Annotated in this window: 10 protein-coding genes; 2 read left to right on the forward strand and 8 right to left on the reverse strand. The window is 67.2% G+C overall.

Annotated features, from left to right (window positions below; genetic code table 11):
* Nucleotides 1–21 precede the first annotated feature (21 nt).
* From ftsH to dacB, 5 genes are all read right to left on the reverse strand, one after another.
* On the reverse strand, nucleotides 22–2,058 hold the full coding sequence (gene ftsH / locus ACTVZO_RS19780; protein ID WP_443299658.1) for an ATP-dependent zinc metalloprotease FtsH: 2,037 nt from the start codon (nucleotides 2,056–2,058) through the stop codon (nucleotides 22–24).
* A gap of 209 nt (nucleotides 2,059–2,267) precedes the next feature.
* Nucleotides 2,268–2,828, reverse strand: coding sequence for a hypoxanthine phosphoribosyltransferase (gene hpt, locus ACTVZO_RS19785; RefSeq protein ID WP_362394741.1), 561 nt, complete (start codon nucleotides 2,826–2,828; stop codon nucleotides 2,268–2,270).
* A 65-nt stretch (nucleotides 2,829–2,893) separates the two neighbouring features.
* Entirely contained in the window at nucleotides 2,894–3,955 is a 1,062-nt protein-coding gene (gene tilS, locus ACTVZO_RS19790) for a tRNA lysidine(34) synthetase TilS (RefSeq protein ID WP_443299659.1), read from the reverse strand.
* 236 nt (nucleotides 3,956–4,191) lie between these two features.
* Nucleotides 4,192–5,337 (reverse strand): zinc-dependent metalloprotease, encoded by a 1,146-nt coding sequence (locus ACTVZO_RS19795; RefSeq protein WP_443299660.1) that lies wholly within the window; start codon nucleotides 5,335–5,337, stop codon nucleotides 4,192–4,194.
* Nucleotides 5,338–5,375: 38 nt separating this feature from the next.
* Entirely contained in the window at nucleotides 5,376–6,812 is a 1,437-nt protein-coding gene (gene dacB / locus ACTVZO_RS19800; protein WP_443299661.1) for a D-alanyl-D-alanine carboxypeptidase/D-alanyl-D-alanine endopeptidase, read from the reverse strand.
* A gap of 173 nt (nucleotides 6,813–6,985) precedes the next feature.
* On the opposite strand from dacB, the gene ACTVZO_RS19805 reads away from it, so the two are divergent.
* A complete protein-coding gene (locus ACTVZO_RS19805) occupies nucleotides 6,986–7,477 on the forward strand; it encodes an inorganic diphosphatase (RefSeq protein WP_364852626.1) in 492 nt (163 codons plus the stop codon).
* 102 nt (nucleotides 7,478–7,579) lie between these two features.
* Here the strand turns inward: ACTVZO_RS19805 and ACTVZO_RS19810 are convergent, their stop codons facing one another.
* Complete coding sequence (locus tag ACTVZO_RS19810) at nucleotides 7,580–9,229, reverse strand: tyrosine-type recombinase/integrase (protein WP_443299662.1); 1,650 nt, start codon at nucleotides 9,227–9,229, stop codon at nucleotides 7,580–7,582.
* Here ACTVZO_RS19810 and ACTVZO_RS19815 point away from each other — a divergent pair.
* On the forward strand, nucleotides 9,199–9,351 hold the full coding sequence (locus tag ACTVZO_RS19815; RefSeq protein WP_443303433.1) for a hypothetical protein: 153 nt from the start codon (nucleotides 9,199–9,201) through the stop codon (nucleotides 9,349–9,351). The genes ACTVZO_RS19810 and ACTVZO_RS19815 overlap by 31 nt on opposite strands.
* 126 nt (nucleotides 9,352–9,477) lie before the next feature.
* Here ACTVZO_RS19815 and ACTVZO_RS19820 read toward each other — a convergent pair whose 3' ends face one another.
* On the reverse strand, nucleotides 9,478–11,124 hold the full coding sequence (locus ACTVZO_RS19820; RefSeq protein ID WP_443299663.1) for a hypothetical protein: 1,647 nt from the start codon (nucleotides 11,122–11,124) through the stop codon (nucleotides 9,478–9,480).
* Between the two features lie 123 nt (nucleotides 11,125–11,247).
* Nucleotides 11,248–11,862 (reverse strand): hypothetical protein, encoded by a 615-nt coding sequence (locus ACTVZO_RS19825; RefSeq protein WP_443299664.1) that lies wholly within the window; start codon nucleotides 11,860–11,862, stop codon nucleotides 11,248–11,250.
* Nucleotides 11,863–12,254: the final 392 nt, after the last annotated feature.

The raw sequence follows: 12,254 nt of genomic DNA on the forward strand, positions 1-12,254 counted from the left end.
GCGGCTTCCATTCCGGGTGGATCAGGCCTCAGGGCGGTCCTCGGGGGCCACCTCGATGCCCTTCTCCGTCGAGACCGGCGTGACGGCGGTGGCCGCCGACGTGCCGTTCGCCGAGTTCGTCAGCTGGAGCTCCTTGGGCGAGAGCACCGGCGGACGGGTGGAGGGGGTGCGGCGGGAGGAGCCGGTCCACGCGGGGCGGGCCGGACGCTTCACGATCGTCGAGAAGATCTCGGCGATCTGCTCCTTGTTCAGCGTCTCCTTCTCCAGCAGCGCGAGGACCAAGTTGTCGAGAACGTCGCGGTTCTCGACGAGGATCTCCCAGGCCTCGTTGTGCGCGGTCTCGATGAGCTTCTTGACCTCTTCGTCGACCAGCGCCGCGACCTCTTCCGAGTAGTCCCGCGGGTGCGACATCTCGCGGCCCAGGAACGGCTCGGTGTTGTCGCCGCCGAACTTGATGGCGCCGAGGCGCTCGGTCATCCCGTACTGGGTGACCATCGCGCGGGCCGTCGCCGTCGCCTTCTCGATGTCGTTCGCCGCGCCCGTGGTCGGGTCGTGGAAGACCAGCTCCTCGGCCGCGCGCCCGCCCAGCATGTACGCGAGCTGGTCGAGCATCTCGTTGCGCGTGGTCGAGTACTTGTCCTCGTCGGGCAGGACCATGGTGTAGCCCAGTGCCCGGCCGCGGGACAGGATCGTGATCTTGTGGACCGGGTCGGAGTTCGGGGAGGCCGCCGCGACCAGGGCGTGTCCGCCCTCGTGGTACGCGGTGATCTTCTTTTCCCGGTCCGACATGATCCGGGTCCGCTTCTGCGGGCCCGCCACGACACGGTCGATGGCCTCGTCCAGCGAGTGGTTGTCGATCAGCTTCTTGTCCGAGCGGGCCGTGAGCAGCGCGGCCTCGTTCAGGACGTTGGAGAGATCGGCACCGGTGAAGCCGGGCGTGCGACGGGCGACAGCGCCCAGGTCGACGTCCGGGGCGACCGGCTTGCCCTTCTGGTGGACCTTGAGGATCTCCAGACGGCCCTGCATGTCCGGGCGGTCGACCGCGATCTGCCGGTCGAAGCGGCCCGGGCGCAGCAGCGCCGGGTCGAGGATGTCGGGACGGTTCGTGGCGGCGATCAGGATGACGCCGCCCTTCACGTCGAAGCCGTCCATCTCGACCAGCAGCTGGTTGAGGGTCTGCTCGCGCTCGTCGTGACCGCCGCCGAGACCCGCACCGCGGTGCCGGCCGACGGCGTCGATCTCGTCGACGAAGACGATCGCCGGGGCGTTGGCCTTGGCCTGCTCGAACAGGTCGCGGACACGCGAGGCACCGACGCCGACGAACATCTCGACGAAGTCGGAACCGGAGATCGAGTAGAAGGGGACACCGGCCTCACCCGCGACGGCGCGCGCGAGCAGGGTCTTGCCGGTGCCGGGCGGGCCGTACAGCAGCACGCCCTTGGGGATCTTGGCGCCGACGGCCTGGAACTTCGCCGGCTCCTGGAGGAACTCCTTGATCTCGTGGAGTTCCTCGACGGCCTCGTCCGAGCCCGCGACATCGGCGAACGTCGTCTTCGGGGTGTCCTTGGTGATGAGCTTGGCCTTGGACTTCCCGAAGTTCATGACTCGGGAGCCGCCGCCCTGCATCTGGTTCATCAGGAACAGGAAGACCACGACGATGAGGACGAAGGGCAGGAGCGAGAGCAGCACGCTCAGGAACGGGCTGGTCTTGTCCGGAGTGACGGAGTAGCCGTCCGGGATCTGACCGGCTTCGTACTTGGTCTGGAGGTTCTGGGCGAGCTGTACGCCCTGATCCCCGATGTAGTTGGCCTGGAACTTGGTGCCGTCGTGCTTGCCGAGCTTCTGGCCGTCGCTCAGCTCGATCTTGATCATCTGGCTGTCGCCGGTGGTCAGCTTGGCTGTCTCCACCTGGCCACTGTTGATCGCCTTGATGACCTCGCTGGTGTCCACCGACTTGTAGCCGCCGCCGGAGCCGACGACATTCATCAACACGACCACGGCGAGGACGGCCAGCACGATCCACATGACCGGCCCACGGAAGTATCGCTTCACGTCCATCCATACGGGGCGCAGAGCGCCCCGTCCCTCCTGCCCGTAGGTAAATGCTGCTGTGAGTAAAGACTGTTCTTCGGAATGTACCCCTGTATTGTCACCCGCGGCCTCGTGGGACGGCTGACAGACCCGCCTTCCCCTGCTCCAACGGCGGGAATCGCCCCCAGGTTCCCCGGAGCTTCCGGGGCGCCCCGGGGGCGGCGGCGGGAGCGGGGTCAGCCGCCGTAGACGTGCGGGGCGAGCGTGCCGACGAACGGCAGGTTGCGGTACTTCTCCGCGTAGTCGAGGCCGTAGCCGACGACGAACTCGTTCGGGATGTCGAAGCCGACCCACTTCACGTCGATCGCGACCTTGGCGGCGTCGGGCTTGCGCAGCAGCGTGACGACCTCGAGGGAGGCCGGCTGGCGCGAGCCCAGGTTCGACAGCAGCCAGGACAGCGTCAGGCCCGAGTCGATGATGTCCTCGACGATCAGGACGTGCTTGTCCTTGATGTCGGTGTCCAGGTCCTTGAGGATCCGCACCACGCCGGAGGACTGGGTCCCGGCGCCGTACGAGGACACCGCCATCCAGTCCATGGTGAGCGGGGTGGACAAGGCGCGCGCCAGGTCCGCCATCACCATCACCGCGCCCTTGAGGACGCCGACGATGAGCAGGTCCTTGCCCGCGTACTCCGCGTCGATCTTCGCGGCCAGCTCTGCCAGCTTCGCGTCGATCTCTTCCTTGGTGATGAGCACCGACTGGAGGTCGCCGCCCATGTCCTTCTCGTCCACCCGCATCACTTTCGTTGTCGGCCGGGGCTCCGGGGGTGCCCCCGGAGGACTCAGCCGTGTTTCAGCACCAATCAGCCCTGCCGGATGACAAGTCTGCCACCCTGCCGCTGGGCCTCCACCCGGCCGGGCAGGTTGATGGCGCCCTGACCGCGCCATCCGGTGATGAGGCGGTCGACTTCCTCGATGTGGCGGGCGAAGAGGGAGCCCGCGGGGGAACCGGCCGCGACCACGGCCCTGCGCAGCACCCGGCGGCGGACGGCCGGGGGCAGGGCGTACAGCTTGGCGCACTCCAGACGGCCGTCCTCGTCGCGTACGCCGCTCTCCGCCTCGGCGGCCCAGGCGTCCAGGGCGTCGGCGTCGTCGCGGGAGAGCTGGGCGGTGCGGGCGAGCGCTTCGACGACGCCCTTGCCCAGCGCCTTCTCCAGGGCGGGCAGTCCTTCGTGGCGCAGCCGGGAGCGGGTGTAGGCGGGGTCGATGTTGTGCGGGTCGTCCCAGACGGGGAGGGACTGGACCATGCAGGCCTTGCGGGCGGTCTGCCGGTCGACCTGGAGGAAGGGGCGGCGGTAGCGGTGGCTGCGGCCGGGTCCGCCGCTGACCTCCGCCATGCCGGAGAGGGAGCGGATGCCGGAGCCGCGGGCGAGGCCCAGCAGGACGGTTTCGGCTTGATCGTCCCGGGTGTGGCCGAGCAGCACGGCGGAGGCGCCGAGCCGGTCGGCGGCCTCGTCCAGGGCGCCGTAGCGGGCGTCGCGGGCCGCGGCCTCGGGACCGCCGTCGCGGCCGACGCGCACGGCGACGGACTCCACCGGATCGAGGCCGAGGGCGGTCATGCGGATGACGACCTCGGCGGCGCGGAGGTCGGAGCCGGGCTGGAGTCCGTGGTCGACGGTGACGCCGCCGGCCCGGATGCCGAGCTTGGGCGCCTCGAAGGCCAGGGCGGAGGCGAGCGCCATGGAGTCGGCGCCGCCGGAGCAGGCGACGAGGACGAGTGGCAGGGTCCCGGTCGCGGTGCGGGGGCCGGCGACGGTGCCGGCACCGGACGGAATCCGGGGGTGGTCGGTGAGGTCGGTGAGGACGTCGTGGAGTGCGCGGCGGACCGCCAGGCGTATCGCCGCGACCGCAGGATGGGGACCCATGTCCGGTGCCCTTCGATGGAGTTCGGATGCCTCGGAGGCTTCGGGGGGTGGAGCGTCGGGGGTGGTGCGTCGGGGGTGCCGGGAGGCGGCCCCCGCAGGGCGGGTATGTCACTCAGAGTGCGTCGATGGTGACAGAGCCGAGCCGTTCCCCGAGCATCGCACGCCCTTCCACGGCCCACGGTCCCTCGGACGGGTGATGCTGCTTCCCCCAACGAGACATGTTTACGCCCCCTGCGTCACGCCTCTTCGCTCTCTTCGCTCCCCTTGCGGTGTACGCGGGCCACCCACTCCGCCGGCCTGGCGATCTCGGACTTCGTCGGCAGTGTGTTCGGAGAGGTCCAGACGCGGTTGAAGCCGTCCATGCCGACCTGGTCGACGACGGCGCGCACGAACCGCTCGCCGTCGCGGTACTGACGCAGCTTGGCGTCGAGGCCGAGGAGCTTGCGCAGCGCGGCGTCCAGGCGGCCCGCGCCGCTGGCCCGGCGCTGCTGGAACTTCTCGCGGATCTCGGCGACCGAGGGCACCACCTGGGGGCCGACCCCGTCCATGACGAAGTCGGCGTGGCCCTCCAGCAGCGACATGACGGCGGTGAGCCGGCCCAGCACCTCGCGCTGCTCGGGGGTCTGCACGATCTCGACGAGGGAGCGGCCCTCGTCGCCGCGCTCGGCGTCGGGGCGGGCGCCGGAGAAGGACTGGGCGGCCTCGCGCAGCCGCTCCAGGACGGTGACCGGGTCGACTTCGGTGGCGCCGAGGAACGTCTGGATTTCGCCCTCGAGGTGGTCGCGCAGCCACGGGACGGCCGTGAACTGGGTACGGTGCGTCTCCTCGTGCAGGCAGACCCACAGCCGGAAGTCGTGCGGGTGCACCTCCAGCTCGCGCTCGACGTGCACGATGTTCGGGGCGACGAGCAGCAGCCGGCCGCCGCCGGCCGCGGAGCCGGGCAGGTCGCGGGAGACCGGCGCGAAGGTCTCGTACTGGCCGAGGACCCGGGAGGCCAGGAAGCTCAGCAGCATGCCCAGCTCGACGCCGGTGACCTTGCCGCCGACCGCGCCGAAGACGGCCGCTCCCGGGGTGCCGGCCCGGCGGTCCTGCATCTTGCCGAGGAGCGGCTGGAGCAGCTCGCGGAAGCCGGCCACGTTGGCCTTGACCCAGCCGGCCCGGTCGACGACCAGGACGGGCGTGTCGTTGACGGGTGTCCCGTCCGGGATCATCCGGGTGAACTCGCGTACGTGCCGTTCCGAGGTCCTGGCGTGTCCGCGCAGTTCCGCGACGACGGCCCGGGCCTCGTCCCGGCTGACCTCCGGGCCGGGACGCACCAGCCGGGTCGCGGTCGCCACCGCGAGGTTCCAGTCGACCATCTCCGCACCACCGATGCTCGTCATGCGTCAACCGTACGTGGACCGGCGCCCGGGCGGACCCCCTACGGCGCGGCCGCCACCGCCGCGGCCAGCTTGTCGAGGCCCTTCTCGGCGGCCGGGGCGTCCGTGCTGCCCGCCGTCAGGAAGGCGAAGGCGAGGAGCCGGCCGGAGCGGTCGACGACGGTGCCGGCGAGGGAGTTCACTCCGGTCAGCGTGCCCGTCTTGGCGCGGAGCAGCCCGGCGGCCGGTGAGGTGCCGGAGTTGCGGGCGCGCAGGGTGCCGGTGAATCCGGCGACGGGCAGGCCGGTGAGGACGGGCCGCAGCTCGGGCCGCTGCGGGTCGGCGGCCTTGGCGAGCAGGGCCGTCAGCAGTCCGGGGCTGACCTTGTCGGCACGGCTGAGGCCGCTGCCGTCGGCGAAGCGGGAGCCGGAGACGTCGACGCCGAGGGCGGCGAGCCGGGCGGTGACGGCCTTCTCGCCGCCTTCGAAGCTGGCGGGATGGCCGGAGGCGAGGGCGGTCTGGCGGGCGAGGGCCTCCGCGATGTCGTTGTCGCTGTGCGTCAGCATCCGCTCGACGAGTCCGGCCAGCGGGGTGGAGTGGGTGGCCGCCAGCGGCTGGGCGCCCTCGGGGGCCTTGGCCCGGGCGGGTGCGCCGGTGACCCTCACGCCGCGCTCGGTCAGCAGGGCGGCGAAGGCCCCGGCGGCGTCCTTGGACGGGTCGCCGGTGCGCGCCACGGGCCCGGAGGTGGACTGGTCGGGTCGGCCCTCGTCGGCCATCAGCGCGGTGACGGGCGCGATGTTGGGGTTCTCGCCGATCGGGTGGCGGACGGGGCCGGTGAAGAGGCCGTCGTCGTAGCCCAGGCTCACGCTGTCGGTGCCGGCGGCCTTGAGGGCCTGCGCGGTGTCGGCGGCGAGGGCGACGAGGCTGCCGCCGGATCCGGCGGGGCTCTTCTTCTGGGCGGTGAGGGAGGGGTCGCCGCCGCCGACGAGGAGGATCTGCCCGGGGGCGGCGCCGGGCACGACGGCGGTGCGGATCCGGTGCTCGGGCCCCAGCGCGGCCAGGGCCGCCGCCGCGGTGGCGATCTTGATGGTGGAGGCGGGGGTCATCGCGTCCCGCGCGCCCGACTCGTACAGCACCTGTCCGGTGCCGGTGTCGACGACGGAGGCGGTGCGGACGGTGCCGAGCGCGGGGTCGGCGAGCAGCGGCCGCAGCGCCGCGGCGAGGCCCTCGGGGGCCGCGGCCGCCTGCTGGCGCGGGGCTCCGGGGCCGATCGCGCCGAGCACGCCGGGGGCACTGGGGGCGGCCTGCGGGAAGGTGCCGGAACCGGGGCCGTCACCGTGATCTGCGCCACCCGTAAGGCTCCAGGAGGCGGCCCTGTCCCGCTCGGCCTTACGCTGGCCGGAGTCCCACGGACCGGAGGCGGTCACGACCGCCGCCGACAGGGCGAGGCCGGCGGCGGCCGAGCCCGCGATGAGCTGCCACGTCTTGATCAATGGCACCTCGGACCAGCCCCTTTCGCGATCACACATATGCGTGAGGGACACTTAACCACTGCGTCTTGCCGCGAGCATGGCACCCCACCCGCAGGGTGGGGCCGGACGCGCGCGTATTTGAATCAAATGCCGTCCCGAAGCGATTGGGACTGCTGAAGCTGATCATGGAGGAGCAGGACGTGGAGTTCGACGTCACCATCGAGATCCCCAAGGGTTCGCGGAACAAGTACGAGGTGGACCACGAGACCGGCCGGATCCGTCTGGACCGTCGCCTCTTCACCTCGACCAGCTACCCGGCCGACTACGGCTTCGTCGAGAACACCCTCGGCGAGGACGGCGACCCGCTGGACGCGCTGGTCATCCTCGACGAGCCGACCTTCCCGGGCTGCCTGATCAAGTGCCGCGCCATCGGCATGTTCCGCATGACGGACGAGGCGGGCGGCGACGACAAGCTGCTGTGCGTGCCGGCCTCCGACCCGCGAGTCGAGCACCTGCGCGACATCCACCACGTGTCCGAGTTCGACCGCCTGGAGATCCAGCACTTCTTCGAGGTCTACAAGGACCTGGAGCCGGGCAAGTCGGTCGAGGGCGCGAACTGGGTCGGCCGTACCGAGGCCGAGGCCGAGATCGAGGCCTCGTACAAGCGCCTGGAGGCGCAGGGCGGCCACTGACCCCTCTGACCTGTACTTTCCGTAGGCTGTACGGTCCCTGGCCCACGCTGCGGGCCCTGCCCCTCCCGGTGGTATTCGGGAGGGACAGGGCCCGTTCTGCGTTCACTCGGCGACGTCGCCGGAAGATCCTTCCGGACTCTGGGCCGTCTCTGGGCCGTGAGAGCCGAAAATGGCCCCGTCTACGGCCCTTCGGGCGCGGTGCTCGCTGCTCGGCATGAGGTGTGCGTAGATCCGGAGGGTCAGCGCCGCATCGTGGTGTCCGAGGTACGACGCGAGCGCCTTGATGTTCTCCCCCGCATCGAGCAGCACGGAAGCGTACATGTGCCTCAGGGCGTGCATCCCGTGCTCTCGGGCTGCCGGGTAGCGGCCCCATTCGTCCTTCTCGTCAAGGAGGAGCCCGGCCCCCACGAGCGCGGGCTTCCACACGGATGCATTGAAGACGTTCCGGTGTACGGCGAGAGGCTTGCCATCGCGCAGGAAGACGAGCTTGCGGGTCACCTCTGCGCCATCGGGCGTCTGCCACGGCAGCGTGACCGGTTGTGGCGGGAACTTCCGGCAGTGCTCCGCAAGGCGCTCCCCGAGACCTTCGGGCAGTGGAATGTCCCGCTCCTTGCCGCCCTTGGGCGGACCAAACATCAGGGTGCTGCGCGCCTGCTTCACCTGGCATCGCACGTGCAGCCAACCGCCTTCCGCGTCGATGTCCTCGACGGCCAGGCCGAACACCTCGCCCTGCCGCATCCCGGCGCCTCCGGCCAAGTCCACCATCGTCTGATACCGCTCGGGCAGGCCCTTCCGGACCAGGCGGGCGGTCTCGGGCAGCCACGGCCGCACGCGTCCGGACGTGGCGCGCGGGGCCCGAACGCTCCGGGCCCGACACGGGTTCGTACGCATGTAACCGTCGTCCACAGCGGCGCTGAGAACCGTGGAGACGCAGCGGAAGATAGCGGCCCTGTACGAGGACGACTCGATGTTCTTCTCCAGCTCCGCGAGCCACGTCCGAATGTGCTGCGGCCGAAACGAGTTGAGCGGGCGGCCGCCCAGGTACGGAATCGAGTGCTTTCGAATGCAGGTCCGGGTGGACTCACGCGTCGTGACCTCCCCTCCCTGCGAGGACAGCCACTCCTCGGCGTACTGGCCGAACGTCTTCTTGGCCGCGCCCGGGTCGGCATAGGTGCCGTCCGCCATGTCCTTCTTGACGTTCGTCAGCCAGTCCTCGGCGAGGCGCTTCTGCCCGTCGGGGAAGCTCTGGGACTTCTCCGACCCGTCAGGGCCGATGTAGCGCGCGCGGTAGCGCATCCCCTTGCCGTAGCGGTCGGTCCGCTCCTGTACAGGCTTGCCCTTCCCGTTGAGTACGGGCTTGCCCTCGGCGTCGGTCTTGGTCTTGAACCAGCGGTCTTGGATGTGGCCGGCGGCCACCCACATCGTTCGCAGTCCGACTGTCCTCGCCCCGACCATGTCTGTCTCGGGATTGTCGCCGACCATCCATCCCCCGTCGTTGAGAGCCAATCCGCACTCAGCCGCCGCGGCCTCGAAGAACCGACGCTCCGGCTTACGTACCCCCGCTTCCCCCGACACACAGATGCCGTGGAAGAGCGGGGCGAGACCGGTCGCAGCGAGCTTGGCGCGTTGGATGTCACCCGCGCCGTTCGTCGCGATGTCGGTCCACCCCGCGCGGCGTAGGGCTCGAGCCCCTCCCGGGCCCCAGGGAAGCAGCGCACCGAGTGCGCGACGCCATCGACGCAGTCGTGCCAAAGATCTTCCGGGTCATCGCCGAGATGGAAAATCGCCCGCAGGTCCACGAGGTCCTCAGGGTGTGCCCGCTCGCTGAGCGGATCACAGATGATGGCCTCTGCCTTATGGGGCAGAGCACGTGAGCGCACGAAACCACGGGCCCAGTCCTCAAGGCCCGCGGTACGGTCGATCAGAGTGTTGTCCAGGTCGAAAAGTAACAGAGACGGCCCGTCGATGAAATCGACGGGCCGTCATGAAGATCGAGACTATCAGGTGTAATCCGAAAGATTCACGCCGTCTTCGCTGCTGTCCGGCAGAACTTCGATGATCCTGCGCTCATCGGTTTCGGATATGTCGTGGGTCCTCCCCTTGGGGGTGCGAGGGGTTTCGGGCGGAGATTCAATAATTCCTGCGGCGGTGCGCAGTGCCGCGCAGAACCCAGTATTCGTCCAGAACCCTGTGACAGATCCGGGAATCTGATAGCCGAACAGGGGTGCAACCTCCATGAGCTGGCCGATTCGCTTGGATTCTGATATTTTTAGCCGCTCGAGCTCCATCCACGCTTCATTGTCCCGTCCTCGCAGAATAAGGTCGAATACCGGCTTAAGGAGGAATGTTTCCTTCCTCCTGTCTGCCCATCTAAACAGATCGAACAGGTCGCCGGTCACTGGAATGTTCGCATGGTACACCCGCTTGAACTGAATGATCGCAAAGTCGAACACATTATCAGAAAGTCCGATGTTGACTCCGCGGCGCATCTTATATTCTACTTCCATGGCGGCGATTGCCGTGCGGTATCCGGTCTTCTTTTCACCGAAAGCCCTTCGGATGATCTCCCAGACGGCTGCTTCTGACATTTCGCCAATTGGCTGAGCATGATTCCGTGGAGGGATGGTGATGTTTTCGTAGCTGTTCTGGTGTGCGCGCTTATCGAGTTTATCTTCCTTCTTCTTCACCTTCTTTCCCTCCTTTCCCTTGGCCTGCCTCTCCCGGAAATGCTTGAGAGATTCAGTCGATGCATCCTTGAAGTGGGCTTTCGTGCGACTATCAACGTCATGACGCCAGTGAGGCTGGTCGTCATCGTCACCGTCATCGTCATCGTCATCGTGGCCAAGGGCCACCAGGGTCGTCCTCTCGACCTTCTCTACGCCCGCGTCGATACTTGCCCAATAGGCGAGCTCGAAATTTTCCTCCACCTTGTCGCCCCAGCCCAAGACGCCGGGGGAGGTGACGTCTACCTTGATGCGGATGAGCCGCTTGTTTCGAGTCGCCATGCCCTCGTTGTCATGCGGGCCGTCGCAGATCACATGGATCTTCATTAGCAACTTCTCGGAGTTGGAGTTCTTCTTCTTGGCATGGCCCCCGCTGTGGACGGAGACGCTGCCGATTTTGCAGTACCTAGAAATCTTCTCGCCGTCGAAGTCGGGTAGGGGGGTCCCGGCGTAACCAGGCTGGCTCGCCAAGCCCTCGATTTTGGCCTGCCAGCGCACGAAATCCGTGTGCACCAGCCTCTCGTACTGAGTCAGATCGAAGTTGATCTCGATCGGCACCCGAAAACGTACCTTCTTCTTGTATTCCTGAATTTTGAGCTTCTGGCGTGCGACGTCCTCGTCGAACTTTCCGTACTGCTTCTCAAGTCGTTCCAGATTCGCCTTCATGGCGGCCAAAACAAGAGCCCGCTTAGGCATGTTCTTCGCGTTTGTGGTCGCGAGGGCGCTGTGGAATTTTTCGTATGTGAACCGAATCGACATCTGTTTCGATGCGAGGCAGGTCCCGTTCCGATTTACGTCAAGCCCCGTGCCGAAGGCATCCTGCTGGATTGTTGGCTGCATGTCGATCGGGTAGTCGATCGGAACCATGTTCTTGCTTGCTCCGACGAGCTGCCAAAGGATCGTGGTGGTGGTAGTTGGTTCCATGGAAGAGAACTCTCTCCTTAGATTGGTGACGTGAGGTTCGTGTGAGAGACGATGATTTTCGATGGTTCGAAAATGCTGTGAGATCCTCGGTGGCCTGCGTTCGTGTACGGCGATACCGGCGGGCTACTGCACCACGACGTTTCCCTTAATACTCTCGATGGTCACGCCGTCGCTGCTCTCGGCAACCAAAATTCCAGGGGTGGCCTCCGCGGCGACGTCGAAGTCACCACTCTTGTTCAGCATCTTAAGCACTGCAAAATAGAAGTCCGGGTGCATGAAGCCCTCACCGTCCTCTGCAATTTCCTCCAGTGCGTTGCACGTGGAGAAGTAGTTAGCCAGGTCGTCTATTTCGGCCTTGCTGGGGATCCATGTTTTGTCTCCGCCGTTTGAGGGGCCAGTGACCGGCTCCTTCTCGACCTTCTGATGTTTCTGGTGATCCTGCCGCCCTGAACCGTGCGGAAGGATCTGATGGAGCGCTGCGGGAAGAGTGGTCTGAAGGAATGTTCCGATTTCGAAGTGATTCTGCTCGCATACCTTCTTGAGCTGATCGAGTACACTCTTCACCTCGGCATCCATGGAGGTCTCCCACTCGGGGGTGGGATGGGTTCCCCAATGAATTCGCATGTGCTGCCAGAGATCGCTCTCGTAGACAGTAGCGTCGTATGTGCCGGTAGTAACCGATGCGTACAGTCCATTCGCGAGGATGAACGCGGGTGAATTCTCTTCAAGTGTGCTCATGTTCTCGTGTTTTCCATTCCGGCAGTGGCTGATCGGCCATTGGAGATACGGTTCTTCGGGCGGTAATCGCCGATATGCGGACCAGTAAACGCGCGGGTGATACAGCGCGGCAGAGCCATACAGTCAGCACTTGGGGCACCCCAAGAGGCCGTCGCGCCGGCAGGGCGCAGACGCGTGATGCGCGTTCCGAAGGGTCTTCAGCCGCGCGCAGGATTGGTGTTCCAGCGGTTCCTTACCGGTTCCAGCCTCGTTGTTTCACGGCAGTAGCCGGTTGATCTTGCGTCCGTGATGTCGCGTTGATGCCTGTCCGGGGACGGTTCTGGTCAGGGGTGCGCGTCGACTGGCGTGCCGGAGGACGCCGGGTTCCACGGGCCCAGGGCTTGCGGGTAGCC

This window comes from Streptomyces sp. IBSNAI002, assembly GCF_052244475.1.
GTDB lineage: Bacteria > Actinomycetota > Actinomycetes > Streptomycetales > Streptomycetaceae > Streptomyces.

Excerpts from the sequence above, each read along its gene's own strand:
- ftsH (WP_443299658.1), bottom strand. The coding sequence starts at position 2,058 with ATGGACGTGAAGCGATACTTCCGTGGGCCGGTCATGTGGATCGTGCTG.
- hpt (WP_362394741.1), bottom strand. The coding sequence starts at position 2,828 with ATGCGGGTGGACGAGAAGGACATGGGCGGCGACCTCCAGTCGGTGCTC.
- tilS (WP_443299659.1), bottom strand. The coding sequence starts at position 3,955 with ATGGGTCCCCATCCTGCGGTCGCGGCGATACGCCTGGCGGTCCGCCGC.
- ACTVZO_RS19795 (WP_443299660.1), bottom strand. The coding sequence starts at position 5,337 with ATGACGAGCATCGGTGGTGCGGAGATGGTCGACTGGAACCTCGCGGTG.
- ACTVZO_RS19820 (WP_443299663.1), bottom strand. The coding sequence starts at position 11,124 with ATGGAACCAACTACCACCACCACGATCCTTTGGCAGCTCGTCGGAGCA.
- ACTVZO_RS19825 (WP_443299664.1), bottom strand. The coding sequence starts at position 11,862 with ATGAGCACACTTGAAGAGAATTCACCCGCGTTCATCCTCGCGAATGGA.